Source organism: Bacillus sp. z50, assembly GCF_058313585.1.
Genome location: NZ_JBZFQL010000001.1, coordinates 466,537 through 487,943 on the forward strand (window position 1 = coordinate 466,537; position 21,407 = coordinate 487,943).

Genomic DNA, 21,407 nt, shown 5'->3' on the forward strand with positions numbered 1-21,407 from the left:
TGTATCTAACCCTACTTGCGTATGTATTCTTTAAAATAATAATCGTATGGATTTTTTTCGTCTTTTGGTCCTTTTTCAGATGAAAGCAATTCCCATTCTTCATCATAATTTTGAACTGGGAAGAATGTATCTCCTTCAAAATGATGATCAATATATGTCAAATAGATTTTTGATACATACGGAAGAAGCTGTTCAAATAATACTTGTCCCCCGAATATGACACATTCAGTATCGGTATCTTTTTCTATTTGAAGAATTTCATCCACTGAGTGTACGACTTTTACTCCATCAACGACCCACGATGGATCTTTCGTTAAAACGACATTCGTTCTGCCAGGAAGAGGCTTTCCTATAGACTCAAACGTTTTTCGACCCATAATTAAAATTTTACCCATCGTGGTTTGTTTCACATGGGCCATGTCGGCAGGAATACGCCATGGAAGATTATTATTGATACCGATAACGCGATTTCGATCATGTGCTACAACAATTGAAAACATTTTAATCCTCCTTTTGTTTAATCTTCTCTTGTTAAATTTTAAATATCCGTCTTCGAAAAATCATTGCTAATATCATTTTATCTCATATATCGAGTAACATATAAGAGAAAAACCGAACCACAGTCGGGAACGGTTATATTGACTTGGATATTTACGACTAACAGACTACTAAAAGTCATTTACTACTTGATATACGAAACAATTAAATATTACTGACTTCTTAATCGTCAATGGACCTATTTAACCATTTAAATAACGGATTTGCAAGGTCAAATTTCTAACAATCTATACATGTTTATTCAGTAACATGATATAAACTTCTTTCAAAATCCCCTCCGGTAGATGATTTAGATTTATTGTGTTTTTAGAAATAAAAGGTTTTTGGAATTCCGTTGTTACATAACGGGCATTATATTTTATAATTTCGTAAAATGCTAACCTCAGGTCCTTGTTGTAAAGTTGGTCATATTTATGGAGTAATTGATTAATATCTCTTATTGTTACTTGCTCGCTAATCAGCTCTAAACTCATAGCATACACTTCAATTGAAGGATGTTTATCCATGAAATAGCGATAATTTAGTAAAGATTCCTGTAATCTTTTCTTGTTAACTTCATGTTCTTGATGAATTGTCCCCACAGCACGATCCACTTTAAATGTAGCACCACACTGGTGGAGCCTGTACCCTAATTCCCAGTCCTCCCATCCATAGCCAATAAACTTTGGATCAAACCTTCCCGCCTGGTCTAATAAAGTACGCTTCACTGAAAGATTACCACCCATGCAGGCAACCCAAGGAATCAGAAATTTGTCCAATTCATCCCCATAAGGGACAATGATATTAGAATAATAATAATCTTTAAAACGGATTAAGTTTTGAAATTCTTCACTTAGGAAGTTTATATTCTGGTCCACGATTTTTTTTTGGGCTCTTTGAGTTATATAATAATAATACATGGCGCCAGTTAAAACCAAGTTTTCACATTTCTCATGCCTTTTAACATGATTTTCAATATAGTCAGGATAAACCAACATCTCCGCATCAAGAAAAATGATTAAATCCCCATCTGTATTGGCAATCCCTATATTCCTTGTTTCTGCAAGTCCCATTTTTTTATTATTTCGAACCATACGAAAATGATTCGGAAGATCAATTGTACTGGTGCGATCATCTGATGCATCATCCACAATCATCACTTCATAATTATCATGACTTTGTTTCCGTAATGCTTCAATTGTATTTTTAAGCTGTTCATACCGATTGTGACTCGGAATGACAATTGATACTTTCACGATTTTTCAACTCACTTACCTAATCATATTTTCCGATATCAATCCAATTTTCATTCTTCAAGCCCATCAATATAAGCCAGAAACAGCACATCTACATTTTCATTAATCTATCTAACCCGATTATTTCATTGATCCAAGAATCAGTAACAATTTCATCCGTAATAAATGTCTGCATTCCTGAACCTATATCGAATGCTACTTTTCCATACCTGGATGCTATATATGGGGTAAGGATAAGTGCATTTATCCCTGCTCCTAAAAAACATATATCAAAATCGATTGTTTTAAGCTGTTTTTTTACAGTTGGTATATCATCATAGGAATAGATAGGTAGTGCTCCCACTACTTTTACACCTAATGTTTTTCCATACTTATCTTCCATACCCTTTTTAGCTTTTTCAGCCAGTGATCCAATTAATAATACTTTTCTGTTACGTAATATTTCTTCAAACTTATCTTTTTGCGACTTCATAAAAACTCTTCTAATATTAGCTTCAAAATACTCTTTTGGTTGGATATTATAAATTGAAAAAACACGCTCCGTGATTTCCTTGGAATTTTCTTCAATTGTGTTATAACCCACAATATCAGCACTATTCACCGCGGCAATCCCTTCCATTTGAGCAATGGGGTTTGGAAACCTTATTCCACGATGATAAAAGCCTTCTTTCACATCTTTATTGGCTATCTTTTTTTCCTTTCTATAATGGCCTTGAAATTTATTTAAAATAGGATCCTTATCGAATTGATCTTGTCCCATCACAACGGCTTCGGTTTGACCGACTGATACAATCGATAGAGGCCTTTGTTTTTTCAAACTTCTTAAAATACGGTCCATTATTTCACCGCTTGATAATTGGTTTGACAAATTTCTCTCTCCCTTCGCTAAAAAAATCACATATATTAGATTATTTTTCTATCCATTTACAGTAGCTTAGTAAATCATTTACATGCTTTGTAACCCATGATTGCTCAGGAGTTCTCCGACTATTATTCTCAAATTTATTTAAATACCATTGAATTAAATAACATTTATAAAGGATTCGTGCTGCGAGATAACTACCATAAAATGGTTCCCATTTAACTGACTGTGAACTGTATTTATTCCATCCGTCAACATAGGACCTCAAAGCTGTTTCATTTAACTGACTTGTAGGAACATGAATATCTTCCTCACCAATATATTCCATCAATAAAGTCATCGGTCCAATTTTCATATTCTCAAAATCAATAATTAAAACCTGGTCATTAGAATAGCTGATTAACGTATTAAACTTCGAAACATCACCAGGATGCAATGTACATGGTACTCCGTATAATTTATGGATTATTTGCAATATCCATTTTTGATCCATTCTTTTAATTAAATCTAAAAATTCAGATCCGCCAATCATTTTCAAAAGATCTTCTCTGCTTTCACGGAATTTAATACCCTCATAGATTTCATCAATATGGTTACGAATAGATATTTTGTCAATAAAGTGATCTAACTTCCCTCTATAATCTTCGTTCGTATTTATCAATTTATCAATCTTATCATTATCAAACTCATTTATTTGATTTCCCCACTTAGCTGCAAACTTCCCATAATCTTTATAAACCCTTTTAACGATTGCTTGATCACTAAAATCTGGGTTTACTCCTTCTATCCACTCTAGAATCAGGACCTTTACATTATTATGGGCATCATAGGCTATGATTTTTGGGATTTGTTCTTTTACAGAGTTAGATAATTTACTATAAAAAAGCACCTCAACCAGTATCGCTGAATCTCTTCCATATTTAATTAATATTTGTTCGGGTATAGCATTTTTATTTTCCCGCCATTTGATACGCTCTATTCTCTTTGATGCGTCAAGTATCAACTCTCTTTCCAAAATCTCAAACGAATCCAAGCTCAGAATCTTTGCAATCTCATCAGAATTAAGTTCAGACATTCAATTCCTTCCTCTCATAATAAGCACAAGCATTTATGATTAATCTATCTTCCTTACTTCTGTTCATTTGTTATTATTTCCTGAATCAACTCGACAAATTGTTTTGCACGCTTTTTCGTCGTATGGTGTTCATGAACCATCAAATAGCCTTGTTTAGAAATCTTATACCTTTCTGATTCATTCTCCAGATAATACTGCGCCTTTTCCTGAAAATTATCTTCATTGATCTCCACAAAATGCACTCCTGGTACAAATCCCATGTCTTCTAACTCGTTCGATGAGGGAGCTAGCAACAAAGTCCTGGAGGCCGGTACTTCTAAATATTTTGTAAGAACATACTCATATCTTGAATTACATGTAAAAAACATTTTGGAGCGGTTTATTTCTTTTGCATATTTTTCACCAGCAAATACATTCTCTTCGTCATCATCTATATTTCGATAACCAGGATGCTCATGATAAACAAATCCAGGCTTATCTTTCATAGCTTGTACAACTTTATGTCTAATCGGATAGACCCGATGGTGTACCGCCCCCATTAACAAATAATCTATTTCTTTTTCTAACTTATAATCTTTAAAAATAGCTGGATTAATATGTTTGGGCAGCCATTTCATCATATGCGCAAACTCCGGATACCACTCGAGAAACTTATCGCGATAATACACAAATATATGCTTTACATTATCAGCATGGAGAGCTTCTTTCCTATCCTTAATATGATAATGAATATCATATAAATTAACTGCAAAAGGGATTTCCAAAGTGCTGAGGCCTGTAATTTTTGGAGAGTTACTTTCTCCGAATTCATTTATGAAAATAAAATCCGGTTGAACTTCTACTTTTTTCAGAATATCCTTAATATCGCCTGACTCATGCCAAACAGTTAAATTTGTTAGCTTGGCTACCTCCATCAATAAATAGTGAAACTCTGGGGATATATATTTGCTGAAATCACCAGTCGTCACAAGAAGGTTTATTTTTCGCACTTGTTTCCCTCCTTAAAAATATTAGAAATTACAACTTGTCTTTTCATACTATGAATAACTTCGCAAAAGGTAACTATAAATACCCAAATCGTGTATTTAGAACTGCTAAACTAATTTTTTTAAATTATTTCCGGCAAAAAAACAGCTGCCGATTTTGTCGACAGCCACAGATATAGATAAGGTGTTCATATCCTTATCTATCTCTTCTATTCGAAATAATTTCATTTACCGTAAACAGAAATTCCTCTACTCTCTTTTCCACAGAGTGTCTTTCTGCAACTAATTTATAGCCTTTATCAATTATTTGTTTTCTTTCCTCTTCATGCTCTAAATAATAATTCACTTTTTCAAGTACATTATATTCATCTACTTCAACAAATGTTTCCCCATCAATAAACCCCAATTCTTTTAACTCATTTGATCCCGTTCCCATCAATAATGTTTTGCAGGCCAGGCATTCGAAATATTTCATAAGAGGCAGCTTTTCAACAGAATCACATGTTACAAATATTTTTGCTCTTGATAATTCTTTGGCATATGTTATTCCTGTTAAACGATTCGAATTTGCTGGTAATTCTCCATAACCTGGATGATCGAAATACTTAAAGCCTGGATAATTTAACAACTGCTCATACATAGCAAATCGTTTTGGATATACCCTTTTGATTAGAATCCCCATCATTAAACAGTCAATATCCCGCTCTTGCCCATAGTCTCTGAAAATATCAAGTGGAACAAAATGGGGCAGCCAAATGTACCGTTCCTTTAATTCGGGGAGGATACGGTTGCTTGCATCCCTATAATGTGTAAAAATATGCTGAATGTACTCCCGCTCATAAAACAGTCTGCGACGGTAAGGTTTATATTTAATCTCATGTATTATAGCCCCTACAGGTATAGAGGTATCCCTTATACCACGTATTGTAGGTGTATAATCCGGCTTAAAATCATTTAAAAGAATAAATGAAGGTGACTGCGGCAGTCTACTAAGTATTCCGCTTAAATCACCATCATTTTCCCATATATATAAGTTACATTGTTTTTGAAGTTCTGAGACAAAGTATTCTGTACTTTTATTAACCCGATTATGGAATCTTTTTGTAATAAATAAAATGGTTAATTGTTTAATCAAACGCATATCCTCCTTAAAGCGGCTTCATGTGTTTATAAAAACCACATGAAGCCACATTATCTTTAAATAACTTAAGGAAGTTCAAGAGAAGTGATTTGATTAAATCTTACGATAAATGTCCTTCCTCCAAATGAAGAATCAACTTGTCTAAATTCAGCATAATCATTGCCTACATTAACAACTTGTACATTAGTTAAATCAGGTTCTCCATTAAATTGAGATCTATTGACATGAACTTCTGCAATTTCTTGACCCGTTCTTAAATAATGTCGTAGTAGCTGTCTAAAGGATACTCTTGCAATAGACCTTGATAGGGTCGATTCAGAATTATTCCTGGCCATTTCTTGAGTCGTTGTTATATACTCTGTTAACAGTTGTTTTAAGGAAGCACTTGTAATAGCTCCAGATGGAGTCTGCTTAGATTCAGGGTTCCACTCTGCCATTTTTGTTCACCTCACATATGTTTCAGCTATAATTAGCCGTAATTTAATTATATGGAGATTTTCTATGATAGCTTGTTTGCTTGTCCTATAACTTTTAAAGAATTTATTATGTAAAATGACCATTTTTATTGATGATGTACTTCACCCTAAAAGTTAGAGTTGAAATCTAACTTTTAGAGGTCACCTTATGAATCATTAGAAAATTAAACTTTTATCGAAGCTTTACGCAACTTCTTAACTGAAGTAATATTTATTCTTCTGAATTTAACTTTCCAATAATTGTTTCAATTACCGAACCAATCCCAGCTACAGACAAAACCATCAATAAAAAATAGCTAACTACTGGAATATAATAATCGACCATTACTAAGCCTATACTAACCCATATTCCAGTACACCAATGACAACTTAGTAATTCTCCGAAAAAATGTTTGATTCCCTTTTCTTTAACCATATATAAAATTATTTCATTACCTTCTTCATCAACTTCACTGATTTCCTCAAAAAATGGCTTTCTGATAAATTCAGTGATTTTATCAAACACAAATAGGCGTGTTAATCGAAAAGCTGCTAATCCTATTATGAATATTTTTACAATATCCAGCTCCATTATTAATCCCCTTTTTCTTCAATTTTTATAAATACATTTAAAAATAGGCTATATACTCAAACAACTATACTCTTATTTTCATAACCTGTTAGAGAAATGATTTCATCAAGGAGGAGAAGATATGAGCTGCGGTTCTGAATTTGAAACATCCAGTTGTATTTGTGATACTTTACTAGCTATTGTGGAAGCTCAAGATTTAGTAAAACCCGATGAAGAAACTCTTGGAAAAGGCTGCGAAAGAGCAATTAACGAATTAAATAATGGTAAACTTTTTGGAGGATACAAATATAACACGATTCCAATTATGCTTACTGTATTTAACACCGGAAAACTATTTGAGGGGCATGGAACAACTAAAAAGAAGGGAAAATGTTATTTTGTTGAATCCAAAATTTTCCGCATCGACAATGTTGATTCTGATTCTTGTTGTGCAACCTTGGAATTATTAAAGAAAAAAGATCATTTTCCAAAAGGTATAGACTCAGATGACCATCATTATGAAAATCATAAAGATGATTATAAAGATAATCATAAAGAAGATCATTATTTTGAGGAACTCGAAGGAACCGATGCTTATATTACTGTTGATTTGAAGATGTTTGGTGCAGTTACTTGCCTTTGTCCTGTAGCTATCCATCATGATTGTAAATAAACTGGCAGGTTATAATTTACTTTCATATATTTACAGCCTGGGGGTATCTCCTCAGGTTTTCTTTTTGTGTTTGATTTTTATTACCTTCACTTTTGATTCGATTTATTATCTTTAGGCTTATCCTCTTTAGGCTTATCCTTTCCTTCTGATACATCTTATGAAATTTACCTTTTTTTGATTAGGCGATAGCCAACATATTCATAAAAAGATGACCTATTTTTCAATTTCAAGAAAAATAAGGTCATTGTTATGTTTAATCTATATAATAGAAAGTTCATCAACATCATCTATGGCAATTAATCTAATTTTTTCATCTACTTTTACCTTTAAAAATTCTCCACGTTTACTCTCTATTTGCCCAACAAGGGTTTCTCCCTCAATTTTTATTTCACAGAAAGGCTTCTCCACTACTGATGGATACCTTGCTAACCTTATTAATTTCATACGAAGATTATCTTTTAGAGGATCACTTTCGACTTGAACCTCAATATTTTCATCCGACTTGAAATCTTCTTCACCTTGGCTTGTTTTTCCTATAAACAAATTTTCTGTGATATTATCAGTATCTTTTTTTAATGCTTCTTCATGCAACTTCTCTGTAAGTTCATTTTTTACAGCTGCTTCGTCCTCTTGTAGACTATATTCTTCTTGTAATTTATTATCCTCTTTTTCTTTGATACTTCCCTTACTGTGATAAACTTCCTGCATATTCTGAGCAATCAATTTACCTTTATTCACTGGTTGGATAATATAAAATATCGGTTCTTTTTTATTATTTTCCATTTCATTATCATTCATTGTTTTTCTTCCTTTCCTTAATGGGTCATTTTTATATGTATGCATATGGCCTTTGTCCTTTGACAAATTAGTTGTAACAAACAAGCCTTATCATTTAGCCTAAAGGACACATTTTCTGAGACAAGAAGTGAGGTGTGATTGGTTTACGTCTTGTTTTTGTTATAACAGTGGTAACCTTATCTTCTTATGCTTTAAGGATAGAAACTCACCCTATCGACACAGAAAAGCCGATTGCAAGTTAAAGCAATCGGCCTTGTTCTCTTTATTTTCTCACTTCTTCCCAGATAACCGCCTGTTCTTCATCCCCTCTAGCAATTTCTGTTGAAGGCGCAAATATTCAAGCAGTTCATCTTTGGAAAGTACCTCGAATAGTTCTAAAAAAATCGATTCACCAATCTTTTGGGCCTCGTTTAAAGCTATACATCCCTGCTCGGTAATCTTTAAATAAACAGTGCGTCGATCTCCTTCATCATATAGCCGCTCAGCCAGCTCAAAATGAACGAGTTTTGAGGCAATATGCGTGACTGCTCCTTTGGTGTAGCCAAGCATATCAGCGAGTTCACTTTGCCTTAATGTCTTGCCATCACTAAGTTCAGCCAGAACGAGTACTGCCGATACACCGATTGGATAAGAGTAACGCGATGTGAAATCCACGATGTGCTCATTGGAGACTTGTTCAATGGAATGAATTAAGTCAAATAGATTATCTTGTTCCATCATCATCACTTCTTAACGAAGCATAGTTGCTCCACCATCGACCATGATGGTTTGCCCAGTAATATATTGAGAGTCTGCGCTCGCTAGGAAGACTGCCACACGGCCGATATCTTCCTCTACATCGCCGAAGCGGCCAAGCGGAATTTTATTCACAACAGCCTGGTAGTATTCCGGCTGCGCTTTTGCCCATGTACGTACGCCTTCAGAATCAGCAATCGGACTGATCAGGTTAACATTAATACCATAGCGTCCCCATTCATTAGCGGCAACACGAGTGATTCCGCGGATAGCTTCTTTCGCAGCTGCATAGGCAGCTTGTGTTTGGTCACCATTAATACCCGCTCCAGAGGCAAAGTTAATAATGTTTCCTTTTGTTTCCTTCAAATAAGGAAGGGCTGCCTGCATCAAGTAGAATGTAGGAAAGAATCCTGTTCCAAGTGACAGCTCTAAGTCCTCATGTGTAATCTCTTCAAATAATTTTTGTTTACATGCATGTGCATTATTGACTAACACATCCAGTTTGCCATACTTATCAACAACTGTTTGAATAATATTTGGTAAGTTTTCACGATCCATTAAATTAGCTTTCACAAACATGGAGTTTGGAGAGATGTCCTGCAGAATTTTTTCCGCCGCTTTGCCTGTTTCTTCATTTACATCGACAATCGCGAGGATAGCACCTTCCTTGGCCATTGCTTTCGCCATACCAAGCCCAATACCTCCCGCACCACCTGTAATAATGACAACTTTTTCTTGAAGTTTCCCCATAACAATTTCCCCTTTATTTTCTTATTAAACTATATTTTAACAATAAACTATTTATTAATAAACTAATACGCTTACATTTTTAATAGCTTGCTTGTTTTTTCATTTATAAAAACTTCTTCATAAAATAAAACGTGCTGGCATAATAAAAGCAAGAAAACGATATGAGCTTTCTTGCTTCATAATTAATTTGCTTTTAACATAATACACATTTACTGATTGAGCACTTTACTTACATAAGGATATCCATCCAAAGCTTAACCGCTGTAGCTGCAATGATGACTGCAAGAATCCACTGCAAAACTTTTGTATTCATTGATTTGCTCACCCTTGCTCCAAGTGGTGCAGCAATGATACTTGAGATTATCATGATCAAAGCTGGTCCATAATCAACTTGTCCTGTCAGAATCTTACCAGTGCTTCCACCGACAGAGGAAATGAATGTAACCGCAAGGCTTGTCGCGATTGTCATTCTTGTTGGTATTTTTAGAACAACAAGCATGATTGGTACAAGCATAAATCCTCCTGCTGCACCAACAATTCCTGAAGAAATCCCTACAATAAAGGCAAGAATGGTGGCGAGTGGCTTGTTAAACGTAACTTCTTTAAGTGGTTGCCCATCAATTTGTTTTTTAGGAATAAACATCATAATTGCCGCGATAACAGCCAACAGAGCATATACAATATTGACAGCACTTTCTGATAAAAATAGAGAACCATAGCTTCCTATAAAACTTCCCGCCAGGATGGATCCCCCCATATAGAGAATGAGCTGCTTGTTTAAGTAACCGCCCTTCCGATAAGCCCAGACACCCGAAATGGAGGCAAATAATACTTGGACTGCACTAATACCCGAAACTTCATGCGGACTAAATGCGATAAGACCAAATAATGGCGGAATATATAAGAGCACCGGGTATTTGATGATTGAACCGCCAACTCCCAGCATCCCTGAGATAAAAGAACCTACGAAACCTATCATAAAAATAACTACTAAAAATAAAATATCCATATGCATTACACTCCTTTCCAATAAAAAAAGCGGACTTCCAAAGTTACGGACGTCCGCTATATTCTTATGGCTTCTGAATATAGAATTTCAGTACTCCGGCTTCTTCTGTTTGCTCTACGATGGTGTGCCCGCCAGATTTAGACCATGCGGTAAAGTCGTTCAACGCACCCTTATCTGTGGCAAGTACCTCCAGTACCTCTCCGGATTGAATTGCTGCTATTGCCTTCTTTGTTCTAACAATTGGCATTGGGCAAGCCAGCCCTTTTGCATCTAATGTTTTAGTGATTTTCATATCAATCTCTCCCTTTGTTAAATTAGCGAACTGCACAGCGGTTTGAACCAATTTCCATTTCAGTTTGTTCATCTAGTTCGGGTATAATTTTACCCATATTCACTTGACGGATTTGCTCATATGCATTTGGCTGCGGTGGCAGATTTTCTGTGACTATCTTACGGAATTCATTTTCATTATCAATATTTAAACCATGATTTTCAGTCAGCAAAGTTCTAAGCCGTTTGGCAACAGTACCGTCTTCGTTTACTTCATCCATAATCATGAAATGAGCAGGAAGGACAATTAATTCATCCGCAAGCACACGGTATCGTTCATACAATGTTTCACGTAAATCGTCCATCCAATCCTCGGCAAGACCAGCTAAATCCGGGCGCCCAATTGAATCGATGAAAAGAATATCCCCCGTAAGTAAGTAACTTCCGCCAATGACAAAAGAAGTGGAGCCGATTGTATGCCCCGGTGAGTATATAGCATTGACTTCAATCTCTGATTCGCCAAGCTTCACCGTTAACCCGTCTGTTAATGGCGTATAATTATATACAACTTCCTCAGCATCCTGCTGTGGAAGATAATACTGTGCACCTGTCTGTTCAGCAATTTGGCGCCCACCAGAGATATGATCAGCATGCAAGTGTGTGTCAAATACATGCTTGATTTTCACTCCCTTTTCTCTGGCAAAGTCGATAAATACATCCGTGAATCGGACTGCATCGATGATTGCCGCTTCCTCACCAGAGATGACCATATAGGAGAGACAGCCTTTGCCAAGGCGTACAAATTGATAGATCTCTCCTCCACCTTTCAAATCATCTACCTTTACAGGCTCAAGGTGCATACTCCATGCCTTCATACCACCTTCCAAATAGGCAACAGGTCGGCCAGCCTCTGCCAGCATTTCAGCAACCATGACAGATGATCCTTCTTTTGCACATACTACAAGAACTTCTTTATTCACCGGGATTTCAGAAAGAATTTCCTCTACACCATCTAGTAATTCAAAATAAGGTATATTCATATATTCAAAGCTCTTAGCCTCAATCTTCCAATCCTTAAATGCATCTTGATTACGAACATCCAAAATAAATAAGTCCTTATGTTCAATCACATATTTAGCCACATCGGTAGCTGTCCATTTCAAAACTTTCATTTTCAGTTACCTCCTGACGTGATTTTATTCGTTTCTTTTATTAATTCGCCTTTCCAATCTTTCATGCCAGGGAATACATTGAATACTTTTTGAAATCCGCTTTCGACAAGTTTGTGAGCAGCTAGTTCACTACGTCTGCCTGTACGGCAAATGACGTAAATATTTTGATTGGAATCTAGTTCACTCATTCTTTCCTCCAATTCCCCAAGAGGAATTGACTTTGCCTGAGGCACATGCCCAAAGGCATACTCGGCTTCCTCACGAACATCTAAAATGATACCCTCACTTGTTGCAAGATCTTCATTTGTTATTGTTCGTTCAAATGGTTTATCAACCTCGCTATCTGCACCACCCTTACGGATATAATGAATAAGGATTTCGCCATCTTCATTTGTACCAATATATTCATGGCCAGCTGATCCCGCCCAGGCAGCAAGATCGGCCTTTGATCCCTTATCTGTTGCCGTAATTTTCAATACCTTGCCCACAGCTAATTCTTTCATCGCTTTCTTCGTTTTCACGATAGGCATTGGGCACGCGAGTCCTTTTGCGTCCAAGTGAACATCTGCTTTGATTGACATTATGAGACCTCCTATACTCCATAGGGTATATTATTGTTTAAAAATTTTTGACCGTCTTCCCTTTCCAAACAAGCATACCTCCAACCATATTAGTTGCCTGAAATCCAATCGATTCCAGATAAGAGGCAGCATTGCCACTTCGAGCGCTTGAACGGCACACGAGAATGTATTCCTTATTTTTATCCAGTACACCAATACGGTCCTGAAGATCACTAAGCGGAATATGGATAATGCCTTCAATATGAGCCTCAGCCACCTCTTCTGGCTCTCGTACGTCAATTAAATTTAGTAGCTTCCCTGCTTCTAAGCGTTCTTGAACTTCTCTTGCTGTAATTTCCTTCATTTAGCTCACCCTTCCTCAAATCCTTACAAGTATTAAATTAAACCTTAGAAAACTAACAGATCTAACTAACAGATCTTACTTGAATTTAAATAAACAAGTTGACTGCTCCATTTTCTGCGTCTGCAAGATAGGCGGCAACTCCGGCATAATGAACGTCATCCAGCAACTCTTCTTTTTTTAGACCCAATAAATCCATTGTCATTGTGCACGAAACTAGCTTGATCTCTTGTTCCTGTGCCATGTCAATCAAATCTGTTAAGGTGAGTGCATTATGTTTCTTCATGACATGCTTAATCATTTTTGGTCCCATGCCCATCATATTCATTTTAGAAAGCGCTAGTTTTTCAGCACCTCTTGGCATCATAAAGCCAAACATTTTCTCAAGGAGGCTTTTCTTTACTTTCATTGGCTCCTGTTTACGTAATGCATTGATTCCCCAAAATGTATGGAAGATTGTCACTTCATGGTCATAGGCAGCCGCTCCGTTTGCAATAATATAGGCGGCCATCGCCTTATCATAATCCCCGCTGAATAAAATGATATTAGTTGATTTCTGTTCCATTGCTCCTCCTTAGAATACATATACCCCTATAGGTATTTATTATTGTAAAAAAATATAATCTTTTCCTGTTATCTGCTTTTAACGAGCAAGTTTACCGCCTGTCCAATTAATTCATTCATCTGTTCCTCATCTCCATCAATCGCACGTACACATTCAATTAAGTTTTCACTGACGACGATACCAATTGTTCGCTCTATTCCGGAACGTACCGCTGAAAGCTGGGTGATCACATCCTTACAATCCTGTCCTTCATCCATCATACGTTGTATGCCACGAAGCTGACCTTCCATTCTTCTTAATCTCACTTTCGTTTTATCATCATAATTCATTCATCATTCCCCCTCTCAGTTGTATTATATCGATATGCCCATCGTATACCCCTATGGGTAATTGGTCAATCAGAATGCTCAATAAATTCTTCACATCCTTTCATGCCCTAAAAAAATACTGACATTCTAGATTAAAAGTACCTGCTTAGATTCATATTTTATATTCATTAGTTGCCATGTATTTGTTTATGTTATGGGCTTTTTAAACACTAGCAAACCGTATATTTTTAAAAAATTTGGCCATACTATGCTTAACTTTGTTTGATTTTTCAAGGAGAAATTTATGTATAGAGGTATTATATTATTGGATGAGAAATGTCCTATTATCCAAGTCCCAAATTTTGTGAAACATTGCCCATTAAAATCTGTCAATGATTTTATCTGTCAAAAAAATATAGAAATTGCAACCTTAAATCCCCATCAGCTTACCAGCTATTATACACGCCCGTTTGCCTTATATTTTGATTTAAAAAAAACCAGAAAAGATCGTAAGGTTACTTATGATTATTTAGTAATAAATCTTCACGAAGCTTTCCAAAAATTTACGGATACCTATCCGGAATATTGGAATGAAATACAAAGTTCGTTTCACCATATCCACTTAATTAAGTGACTTAGTAACTGAGTAACCCTTTAGTCTAATCCAATTGCATCACAATATCTCTATTATTTCCACCCGATAAATGAATAGATAAGATTCGAGTACTCATTACTTTTTGAAATTATGAAACAAACTCATATCCCTGCAGTTTTATATAAAAAGGCGTACAGAATATCACTATTCTGTACGCCTTTTTGCTATCAGTTATGAGGCTGTCCGTAAGCACTCTAAATTAAACAGCAATCGGTGCTTTGATCGTTGGATGCGGGTCATATCCTTCAATTTTTATTTGATCCAGATTCATATCAAAAATACTTGTAAATGAAGAGTCAATCACCAGCTCAGGAAGCGATCTTGGTTCTCTTTCCAATTGAGTCTTCACTTGTTCTACATGGTTTAAATAGATATGTGCATCACCAAGAGTATGGACAAATTCACCAACCTCCAGACCACATTCAGCTGCAATTAAATGAGTCAGCAATGCATAGCTGGCAATATTAAATGGTACACCGAGGAAGATGTCTGCACTTCTTTGATACAGCTGGCAGGACAGCTTGCCGTCTGCCACATGAAACTGGAATAAACTGTGACATGGCGGCAAAGCCATAGTTGGTACATCCTCCGGATTCCATGCAGATACAATCAATCTTCTGGAAGATGGGTTTCTTTTAATTTGTTCAATCACATCTTTAAGCTGGTCAATCGTTTCACCTGTTGACGTCTTCCATTCTCTCCATTGTTTCCCGTATACATTGCCAAGCTCTCCATACTTCGCCGCAAAGGCATCATCATTTAAGATTTTCTCTTTAAATAAATCCATTTGTTCCAAATATAATTGATTAAAATTTTCATCCTGTAAAGAACGAATACCAAAATCAGTCATATCAGGACCTTTATACTCTGAGCTTTCAACCCATTTTTTAAATGCCCATTCATTCCAAATATTATTATTATGCTGAAGCAAAAACTTGATATTCGTATCTCCGTTAATAAACCACAGTAATTCACTTGCAATCAAGCGAAATGGTACTCTTTTGGTTGTTAATAATGGAAAACCATCCTTCAGATTAAATCTCATTTGGTGGCCGAATACAGAGATTGTACCTGTCCCTGTACGGTCTTCTTTTTTTGTCCCGTTATTTAGAACATGCTGGCAAAGATTTAAATAGGCCTGTTCATTTTTCACCATTTGTTGATCCTCCTATTTTATTGTTCTTTTACTGTGTACCCATTCTTTTCAATATTTTTTATGATTTCGTATGTGAGAGGGGCCTTTTCCAAACATTCTGCTTTAGTTTCTTGATTGAAGTAATACATCGCAAAAACCTCAGCAAAGTACTCCTCTGGATAATCAATAAAGTATGCTTGATTCGGGAATAGTTGTTGCACTTCTTTTAACCAAGCATTTTGAAAGTAGCCCGTTTCACTAATATTATTCAATATAATTTGATCGACTGAATGTCCAAGCTCATGTAGTTCTAGATTAGTTGAACCATGGCCCGCTCCTTTTTCACTGTGCCCGATTTTTACTAAGACTGTTTTACTGCCACCCATTCCGGGTACTTCATCCCAATTTTTCGAGGAATACCCTCTTGGCTGAACTCCTTTTAAATGGGCAGCCTCCCGTTGATCCGTCAATGCTCCCGTAAATAACTTAATCTTAATTCTATTCTTTTTTAATACTTGAAGTAAGCCTTCAGGTAACCCACTTATTCTTTCTATAATAACCTCAGCCTCATCCCATTGATCTTGATCATCAGGTAAAACAATTATAGTTGATACCAATGATTTATTCTCAAAGCCAGATAAATTCTTTAAATAAACTGACTCTGCATAATTTTGCCCTAATGGAAATAATATAAGAGTGGCTACCATAATGAATATAAAAATGAATACAAGTAAATTTCTGGCCTTCATCACAATTCACTCCGAAGATTAATTTTTATATCATAAAAACCCTATTACCAGTCAATGAGAATATATAGGGTTATGTATAAAACTTCGTGAAGAAATCTAGATAGGCGTATATGTATGGTTTAACCATTTATCAACAATGGCATATATCCATTTCGACAAATCATTAAAAATTATACCATATGATGAGAGTTTCGAAGTGAACGAGTGGTCATAAAAATTATGGAAGTTCATCTGACCGTTTGCAGCTAAACAGCACCATCACAGCATTCCAGCAATCCCCTTTTACAATAAAGTATCCAGGGAGAGGTGGTTAAGATACGGTTCCATCCTGATAAATATAATCTTGATGACGAATTAATGGAAGATTTGTATTCTGCTATGACAGATTGGAGATTAGTGGTATTCGATAGTCTAATTACTCTTGGATTTTGCATAGGCTTTATTTTCATTCATCTCTCTTAAAAGAATTCCTGATCATATCCTGATCAGGAATTCTTTTAACATATTCTATGCCGACTGATTCTTTCTTTTCTTATAAAAGTGCAACAGAATGGTTGCGCCAAAAATCACAATGATAATGAAAAAGAACATAGTATGATCGATATGTAGACCAAAATTGGAACCAACCATTTTAACAGCGATAAAGGCAATCAAAATATAAGCAGCACTTTCAAGCTCTGGTATTCTATCGATTAACTTTAAGAATACACCTGCCACACCCCTCATCATTAAAACACCTAATATGCCTCCAACGAACAAAACCCAGACTTGATTACTTACACCAAAGGCAGCCAGTATACTGTCTACAGAGAATGCGATATCCATCAACTCTACGGATGCAACTGTCCCCCAAAAGTTACCGAACAATCGTTTGAGCAAGCCAGATTTTTTTACGTCCGGAACATCAGGAGTCGTTTCAAAATGTTTATACTTTTTATAAAAATACTGAATGGAAAGCCATGCAAGATAACCTCCTCCAATCAGTTTCACCCACAAAATTTCAATTAAATAGACACCTACTCCTATAGCTAGGAAACGGAATAAATAAGCTCCAATCAACCCATAAAACAAAGCTCTTTTTCGTTGTTTTTCCGGAAGATCCTTTACCATTACAGCAAGGACGAGAGCATTATCGGATGATAGCAAGCCCTCCATCAGAACCAGTGTACCAATTAATCCCCAACTGACTGGGTCAGACAATACCTCTATCCACATCTGCCCATCAAAAAACATAGCGTATGTTTCTATTAACTGTGAAAAGAATTCATTCATGGTTGTCTTCATCTCCTGATTATTTTCTTTAACACAAAAAAGAAAATACGTTGATTACAACGTATTAACCTGAAAATAGTAATCTATCAATTAATGATCTGCTTAGCTAATCCACTTAGGAGGAGTGTTTTGACTCCAATAAATCCTTGCCATCGAGTGATGGGCGTCAAAATTATCTTTGTATGTATGGTAATGAAATTCAAACCAATGGCCTTCTCCAGGCGGGTTCTCTCTCCTGACATGAAATCTGATGAGGTCTTCATTGGTTTCCCGATCATAAACATGAAATATTTTTTCACTTAAACCGCCGCTTGGCTTTTCTGATATCGCCATATTCAGCAGCTTTTCTTCCGGTACATCAGATGAAAATTCCTGCAAGGCGGATTCAATGTTCGGTAATACACTCGTATAAAATTCATCTTTTATATGGGGACCAATTCTACTCCCAAACTTTTCAAAGGATTGCTCCTCAGCGCGAAGCATGGCATACGATAAAAAATCACTTTGACTAAATACCGTTACAGGAGATTCACTGCTTACATAATCAGTTTGGCCAATAACAGGATTGTTTTTGGTTTCTTTGACAGTACTTCCTTCATACCATTCCTGATACTGAGATGGAGATATAATTCCAAAGCTTAAAACAGAAAGCCCAACTACCAAGGATTTCTTAAGAATACTTGACCAATTTTTCAAATTAAAATCACCTGCCTATTCAGCAAAACGGGCTATTTCTTCACCCCGTTTTATTAATATTGGAAGAGCGAATTTTGATTTTTTTAACTATTCTAATTCTATCACACCAAAATGAAATTTTGCAGTTTTTCTTTTTTCAACGCTAAATCCAAACCGGGAAAATCGATCACTCCTGAAATGGTCCTTAAGAATAATCCTCTTTTTGGCAACTCTCTTGGCTTCCACTACTGCTTCATCTGTTAACTCCTTGTAGGAAGCAAATGAACTCAAAGACTGAATTCCAGCACTTTCAATGACTCTTTCTGTAAACATTGGATCAAAATAAACGACATCATAGGAGCGATCCTCAGCTTTTTTAAGAAAGGTTAAATAGTCTATGTTCACAGCTTCAATTCTCCCGGCAGCTTCGCCAAATTTCTCATTCTTAAAAGGATAATTTTGCAGTCCCTCCTTAATAACAAAGTAAACAAACGGATTTAACTCTAAAGCAGTTATTTTCCCGCTACTCCCTATGATATAAGAGGCAATCAAGGCATCCGCTCCCATACCAAGTGTACAATCAAGAATAGACATCCCTTGATTTAATCCGGCTGCCCTGACAAATGGATCCACTTCCCCTTTCTCAATTCTCTTCATACGGACTGCGGCCATATTTGGATGGAAAAATAATGGATCTATTCCATGCAGGTCATATAATTCTGTTTTGATCTTCCCCACTACCAGACATGGTTGGTTATAGTAAGATTGCAACTGTTTAATCGTTCTTTTATTGCGTTCAATATACGGGATCCCTAATTGTTCAGCTGTTCTTAATGCTTTTTGATTCAGCACATTATTCGTTTTTTCAATCGTAGTGACAAACACATAAAAAACTCCTTTAAAATCTGCAAGATTTCTTGTTGAGCAGGCTTCTTTAAATCTAAAGCGATAGAAACTTATTTACCCTCAGGCTCATATTAAAAAAAGGAATACTCATGTGAGCATTCCCTTACGTTTATTTACAATACTCAGAAAAAGCATTTAATAAATTCTCTTTAACGTCTTCTAAAGTATGTCCTTCAATCTCATGTCTTGGAATAAAATGAACCACTTCATTTCCTTTTAATAAAGCCATTGAAGGTGAAGATGGAACTTCCCCAAGATATTCTCTCATTCTGGCTGTTGCTTCTTTATCCTGACCGGCAAAGACTGTTACAAAATGATTCGGTTTAATTTCAGCATTTACTGCTTCTGCTGCAGCCGGTCTTGCCAAGCCGCCCGCACATCCGCATACGGAGTTGACTACAACCAATGTAGTACCTTCTGCCTTTTCCATAAATTCATCTACTTGTTCCGAAGTCGTTAATTCTTCAAAGCCTGCTTCAGTCAACTCTGCTCTCATTGGTTTAACCATTTGTCTCATATATTCTTCATATGCCATAGACATTCATAATTCCCCCATTCAAAGTCTTACATTTGTAGGATACATTAGATAGCTTACATGTGCAATCCATGTATTCCCTAATATTGTATGTAACATTACCTAATATAGATGTAAACTCCCCGTTTAAACAGAGGCATATACTCTTTCCTATGCTCAACTAAAGCAGCTGCCAAGTGATTCGACACTGCCTTCCTGATATGCTCTATTATTCTTGAACCTTGTTATTTTTTCTGGCTTCAGTCATTTGTTTCCATACAGACCCAAGGGCTTCATCACCATTTTTAATACGCTCACTGGCCATCTTCGCCTGCAGAGCCACTTCAAATTCTTCATCATTTTCCGCTTTTCGAAGCGCTGGCAAAGCATTTTCCCCACCAACCTCATACAAGTACATGGCCGCTCTCCAGCGTACTAGCTTACTTTTATCAGCTAAAGCTTCAATCATAGCCTGCTCAGCTTCTGGGAAGCCTAAATCGGACAAGCAGTCCCCTGCTGTTCTTCTGACCGTGACACTCTTATCTTTTAGTCCCTTATATAAGTATGGCAAAACGATCGTGTCTTCAATCATTCCTAAATAGACCACAGCAAGCCTTCTGATAGATGCTTTTTCATCCTCCAAAGCTTTATTGAGCAGCGGCAGATCCAAAACATCCGGATCCTCCATCTGATCCAAAGCTTGAAATCTGGCCTTCCAGTCTTCCTGATCCAAATCAGCTTCCGTTAGCTTTCTTCTTTTCACCTTAACGGGTTCTGCCTTCTTGGTGGTGGTGTCCTGAGCGTCTGCAACAAGCAGCGCTAACCGTTCTTCTGGATATAAGGCGATGATTTCATCCATCACCTCTTTCCCAATCTGCTCAAGCTCCCCGTAACGATTTCCAAAATCACTCCATTTACGGATTAACACAGCATTATCATCCTCAAGCTGAGATTTTTGGAAAGCATCCATAAATGCTTTCGGCATAGCCCATCGTTTTTCTTCCAGGTCACTATTTGCTTTAATCTGGATAGGGATTCCTTTAAAAACTTGAATTTGGACCTTCACTTCTCCAAATCCTTTGTCAGAATTAATTGGATTAGTTCCAGTGTCTTCAACTGACTCACCAAAAACGGTTCGAACCTGTGCCAATATACCAGGCCAGTCATATTTAGCATTTCTTTCAACTGCCAGGAAGTCTGCTACATGGTATACACCTTTAACACCTTCAATATGTAAAATTTCTTTTATAAATGAAGGTGCGGTATCAATTGTATCCTTTTTATAATTCGTACTTTTCCCAGCCGGCAATTCTTCATTTAAGATAACCTTCATCGTATTCGGGCTCGGTGTCGGCTCAATCGAGACAATCCTCATCATAAAATCCCCCTGATCTATTTATCTAGGGGGATTGTAGCA

General features: G+C 36.3%; 27 protein-coding genes. 2 read left to right on the forward strand and 25 right to left on the reverse strand.

Annotated features, from left to right (window positions below; all coding sequences use genetic code 11):
* Nucleotides 1–11: 11 nt before the first annotated feature.
* The 8 genes from AC4G3N_RS02070 to AC4G3N_RS02105 all read right to left on the reverse strand — a co-directional run bounded on the left by AC4G3N_RS02070 (nt 12) and on the right by AC4G3N_RS02105 (nt 6,904).
* Complete coding sequence (locus tag AC4G3N_RS02070; RefSeq protein WP_491089634.1) at nt 12–500, reverse strand: dihydrofolate reductase; 489 nt, start codon at nt 498–500, stop codon at nt 12–14.
* A 285-nt stretch (nt 501–785) separates the two neighbouring features.
* Nucleotides 786–1,793 carry a glycosyltransferase family 2 protein gene (locus tag AC4G3N_RS02075; protein ID WP_066107166.1) on the reverse strand — a complete coding sequence of 336 codons (1,008 nt, stop codon included), beginning with the start codon at nt 1,791–1,793 and terminating at the stop codon, nt 786–788.
* Between the two features lie 91 nt (nt 1,794–1,884).
* Entirely contained in the window at nt 1,885–2,661 is a 777-nt protein-coding gene (locus tag AC4G3N_RS02080; protein ID WP_066107169.1) for a GT-D fold domain-containing protein, read from the reverse strand.
* 40 nt (nt 2,662–2,701) lie between these two features.
* Nucleotides 2,702–3,730: a hypothetical protein gene (locus tag AC4G3N_RS02085; RefSeq protein WP_491089635.1), complete on the reverse strand. Its 1,029-nt coding sequence runs from the start codon at nt 3,728–3,730 to the stop codon at nt 2,702–2,704.
* 53 nt (nt 3,731–3,783) lie between these two features.
* Entirely contained in the window at nt 3,784–4,719 is a 936-nt protein-coding gene (locus AC4G3N_RS02090) for a glycosyltransferase (RefSeq protein ID WP_066107176.1), read from the reverse strand.
* Between the two features lie 193 nt (nt 4,720–4,912).
* Entirely contained in the window at nt 4,913–5,851 is a 939-nt protein-coding gene (locus tag AC4G3N_RS02095; protein ID WP_491089636.1) for a glycosyltransferase family protein, read from the reverse strand.
* 71 nt (nt 5,852–5,922) lie between these two features.
* Entirely contained in the window at nt 5,923–6,294 is a 372-nt protein-coding gene (locus tag AC4G3N_RS02100) for a hypothetical protein (protein WP_139891793.1), read from the reverse strand.
* 250 nt (nt 6,295–6,544) lie between these two features.
* Nucleotides 6,545–6,904 (reverse strand): DUF1360 domain-containing protein, encoded by a 360-nt coding sequence (locus tag AC4G3N_RS02105; RefSeq protein WP_148629829.1) that lies wholly within the window; start codon nt 6,902–6,904, stop codon nt 6,545–6,547.
* 121 nt (nt 6,905–7,025) lie between these two features.
* Here AC4G3N_RS02105 and AC4G3N_RS02110 point away from each other — a divergent pair, with 121 nt between their 5' ends.
* Nucleotides 7,026–7,556: a CotY/CotZ family spore coat protein gene (locus AC4G3N_RS02110; protein ID WP_066107185.1), complete on the forward strand. Its 531-nt coding sequence runs from the start codon at nt 7,026–7,028 to the stop codon at nt 7,554–7,556.
* A gap of 258 nt (nt 7,557–7,814) precedes the next feature.
* Here the strand turns inward: AC4G3N_RS02110 and AC4G3N_RS02115 are convergent, their stop codons facing one another.
* The 10 genes from AC4G3N_RS02115 to AC4G3N_RS02160 form a co-directional block, all read right to left on the reverse strand.
* Entirely contained in the window at nt 7,815–8,354 is a 540-nt protein-coding gene (locus tag AC4G3N_RS02115) for a hypothetical protein (RefSeq protein WP_491089637.1), read from the reverse strand.
* Between the two features lie 270 nt (nt 8,355–8,624).
* On the reverse strand, nt 8,625–9,071 hold the full coding sequence (locus AC4G3N_RS02120) for a MarR family winged helix-turn-helix transcriptional regulator (RefSeq protein ID WP_139892006.1): 447 nt from the start codon (nt 9,069–9,071) through the stop codon (nt 8,625–8,627).
* A gap of 12 nt (nt 9,072–9,083) precedes the next feature.
* Nucleotides 9,084–9,839 carry an SDR family NAD(P)-dependent oxidoreductase gene (locus AC4G3N_RS02125; protein WP_066107196.1) on the reverse strand — a complete coding sequence of 252 codons (756 nt, stop codon included), beginning with the start codon at nt 9,837–9,839 and terminating at the stop codon, nt 9,084–9,086.
* Between the two features lie 229 nt (nt 9,840–10,068).
* On the reverse strand, nt 10,069–10,848 hold the full coding sequence (locus tag AC4G3N_RS02130) for a sulfite exporter TauE/SafE family protein (protein WP_187393441.1): 780 nt from the start codon (nt 10,846–10,848) through the stop codon (nt 10,069–10,071).
* 64 nt (nt 10,849–10,912) lie between these two features.
* Nucleotides 10,913–11,140 carry a sulfurtransferase TusA family protein gene (locus AC4G3N_RS02135; RefSeq protein WP_491089638.1) on the reverse strand — a complete coding sequence of 76 codons (228 nt, stop codon included), beginning with the start codon at nt 11,138–11,140 and terminating at the stop codon, nt 10,913–10,915.
* Between the two features lie 22 nt (nt 11,141–11,162).
* Nucleotides 11,163–12,290 carry an MBL fold metallo-hydrolase gene (locus AC4G3N_RS02140; protein ID WP_148629835.1) on the reverse strand — a complete coding sequence of 376 codons (1,128 nt, stop codon included), beginning with the start codon at nt 12,288–12,290 and terminating at the stop codon, nt 11,163–11,165.
* A gap of 2 nt (nt 12,291–12,292) precedes the next feature.
* Nucleotides 12,293–12,871, reverse strand: coding sequence for a sulfurtransferase TusA family protein (locus tag AC4G3N_RS02145; RefSeq protein WP_066107211.1), 579 nt, complete (start codon nt 12,869–12,871; stop codon nt 12,293–12,295).
* Nucleotides 12,872–12,908: 37 nt separating this feature from the next.
* Nucleotides 12,909–13,214 (reverse strand): rhodanese-like domain-containing protein, encoded by a 306-nt coding sequence (locus AC4G3N_RS02150; protein WP_491089639.1) that lies wholly within the window; start codon nt 13,212–13,214, stop codon nt 12,909–12,911.
* An 85-nt stretch (nt 13,215–13,299) separates the two neighbouring features.
* A complete protein-coding gene (locus tag AC4G3N_RS02155) occupies nt 13,300–13,776 on the reverse strand; it encodes a DsrE/DsrF/DrsH-like family protein (protein ID WP_066107219.1) in 477 nt (158 codons plus the stop codon).
* Nucleotides 13,777–13,844: 68 nt separating this feature from the next.
* A complete protein-coding gene (locus tag AC4G3N_RS02160; protein WP_066107222.1) occupies nt 13,845–14,105 on the reverse strand; it encodes a metal-sensitive transcriptional regulator in 261 nt (86 codons plus the stop codon).
* Nucleotides 14,106–14,388: 283 nt separating this feature from the next.
* On the opposite strand from AC4G3N_RS02160, the gene AC4G3N_RS02165 reads away from it, so the two are divergent.
* Complete coding sequence (locus tag AC4G3N_RS02165; RefSeq protein WP_066107225.1) at nt 14,389–14,718, forward strand: hypothetical protein; 330 nt, start codon at nt 14,389–14,391, stop codon at nt 14,716–14,718.
* A 220-nt stretch (nt 14,719–14,938) separates the two neighbouring features.
* On the opposite strand, the gene AC4G3N_RS02170 is transcribed toward AC4G3N_RS02165, so the two are convergent.
* The 7 genes from AC4G3N_RS02170 to AC4G3N_RS02200 form a co-directional block, all read right to left on the reverse strand.
* Entirely contained in the window at nt 14,939–15,895 is a 957-nt protein-coding gene (locus AC4G3N_RS02170; protein ID WP_066107229.1) for a thymidylate synthase, read from the reverse strand.
* A 17-nt stretch (nt 15,896–15,912) separates the two neighbouring features.
* On the reverse strand, nt 15,913–16,623 hold the full coding sequence (locus AC4G3N_RS02175) for an anthrax toxin lethal factor-related metalloendopeptidase (protein WP_066107232.1): 711 nt from the start codon (nt 16,621–16,623) through the stop codon (nt 15,913–15,915).
* Between the two features lie 507 nt (nt 16,624–17,130).
* Nucleotides 17,131–17,895 carry a TerC family protein gene (locus tag AC4G3N_RS02180; protein ID WP_139891783.1) on the reverse strand — a complete coding sequence of 255 codons (765 nt, stop codon included), beginning with the start codon at nt 17,893–17,895 and terminating at the stop codon, nt 17,131–17,133.
* 102 nt (nt 17,896–17,997) lie between these two features.
* Complete coding sequence (locus AC4G3N_RS02185) at nt 17,998–18,591, reverse strand: YpjP family protein (protein ID WP_066107243.1); 594 nt, start codon at nt 18,589–18,591, stop codon at nt 17,998–18,000.
* Nucleotides 18,592–18,678: 87 nt separating this feature from the next.
* On the reverse strand, nt 18,679–19,455 hold the full coding sequence (locus AC4G3N_RS02190; protein WP_066107246.1) for a class I SAM-dependent methyltransferase: 777 nt from the start codon (nt 19,453–19,455) through the stop codon (nt 18,679–18,681).
* 130 nt (nt 19,456–19,585) lie between these two features.
* On the reverse strand, nt 19,586–20,017 hold the full coding sequence (locus AC4G3N_RS02195; protein ID WP_066107248.1) for a BrxA/BrxB family bacilliredoxin: 432 nt from the start codon (nt 20,015–20,017) through the stop codon (nt 19,586–19,588).
* Between the two features lie 202 nt (nt 20,018–20,219).
* On the reverse strand, nt 20,220–21,365 hold the full coding sequence (locus tag AC4G3N_RS02200; RefSeq protein ID WP_066107251.1) for a conserved virulence factor C family protein: 1,146 nt from the start codon (nt 21,363–21,365) through the stop codon (nt 20,220–20,222).
* Nucleotides 21,366–21,407: the final 42 nt, after the last annotated feature.

Excerpts from the sequence above, each read along its gene's own strand:
- AC4G3N_RS02070 (WP_491089634.1), bottom strand. The coding sequence starts at position 500 with ATGTTTTCAATTGTTGTAGCACATGATCGAAATCGCGTTATCGGTATC.
- AC4G3N_RS02085 (WP_491089635.1), bottom strand. The coding sequence starts at position 3,730 with ATGTCTGAACTTAATTCTGATGAGATTGCAAAGATTCTGAGCTTGGAT.
- AC4G3N_RS02100 (WP_139891793.1), bottom strand. The coding sequence starts at position 6,294 with ATGGCAGAGTGGAACCCTGAATCTAAGCAGACTCCATCTGGAGCTATT.
- AC4G3N_RS02105 (WP_148629829.1), bottom strand. The coding sequence starts at position 6,904 with ATGGAGCTGGATATTGTAAAAATATTCATAATAGGATTAGCAGCTTTT.
- AC4G3N_RS02110 (WP_066107185.1), top strand. The coding sequence starts at position 7,026 with ATGAGCTGCGGTTCTGAATTTGAAACATCCAGTTGTATTTGTGATACT.
- AC4G3N_RS02115 (WP_491089637.1), bottom strand. The coding sequence starts at position 8,354 with ATGAATGATAATGAAATGGAAAATAATAAAAAAGAACCGATATTTTAT.
- AC4G3N_RS02120 (WP_139892006.1), bottom strand. The coding sequence starts at position 9,071 with ATGGAACAAGATAATCTATTTGACTTAATTCATTCCATTGAACAAGTC.
- AC4G3N_RS02125 (WP_066107196.1), bottom strand. The coding sequence starts at position 9,839 with ATGGGGAAACTTCAAGAAAAAGTTGTCATTATTACAGGTGGTGCGGGA.
- AC4G3N_RS02130 (WP_187393441.1), bottom strand. The coding sequence starts at position 10,848 with ATGGATATTTTATTTTTAGTAGTTATTTTTATGATAGGTTTCGTAGGT.
- AC4G3N_RS02135 (WP_491089638.1), bottom strand. The coding sequence starts at position 11,140 with ATGAAAATCACTAAAACATTAGATGCAAAAGGGCTGGCTTGCCCAATG.
- AC4G3N_RS02140 (WP_148629835.1), bottom strand. The coding sequence starts at position 12,290 with ATGAAAGTTTTGAAATGGACAGCTACCGATGTGGCTAAATATGTGATT.
- AC4G3N_RS02145 (WP_066107211.1), bottom strand. The coding sequence starts at position 12,871 with ATGTCAATCAAAGCAGATGTTCACTTGGACGCAAAAGGACTCGCGTGC.
- AC4G3N_RS02150 (WP_491089639.1), bottom strand. The coding sequence starts at position 13,214 with ATGAAGGAAATTACAGCAAGAGAAGTTCAAGAACGCTTAGAAGCAGGG.
- AC4G3N_RS02155 (WP_066107219.1), bottom strand. The coding sequence starts at position 13,776 with ATGGAACAGAAATCAACTAATATCATTTTATTCAGCGGGGATTATGAT.
- AC4G3N_RS02160 (WP_066107222.1), bottom strand. The coding sequence starts at position 14,105 with ATGAATTATGATGATAAAACGAAAGTGAGATTAAGAAGAATGGAAGGT.
- AC4G3N_RS02165 (WP_066107225.1), top strand. The coding sequence starts at position 14,389 with ATGTATAGAGGTATTATATTATTGGATGAGAAATGTCCTATTATCCAA.
- AC4G3N_RS02170 (WP_066107229.1), bottom strand. The coding sequence starts at position 15,895 with ATGGTGAAAAATGAACAGGCCTATTTAAATCTTTGCCAGCATGTTCTA.
- AC4G3N_RS02175 (WP_066107232.1), bottom strand. The coding sequence starts at position 16,623 with ATGAAGGCCAGAAATTTACTTGTATTCATTTTTATATTCATTATGGTA.
- AC4G3N_RS02180 (WP_139891783.1), bottom strand. The coding sequence starts at position 17,895 with ATGAATGAATTCTTTTCACAGTTAATAGAAACATACGCTATGTTTTTT.
- AC4G3N_RS02195 (WP_066107248.1), bottom strand. The coding sequence starts at position 20,017 with ATGTCTATGGCATATGAAGAATATATGAGACAAATGGTTAAACCAATG.
- AC4G3N_RS02200 (WP_066107251.1), bottom strand. The coding sequence starts at position 21,365 with ATGAGGATTGTCTCGATTGAGCCGACACCGAGCCCGAATACGATGAAG.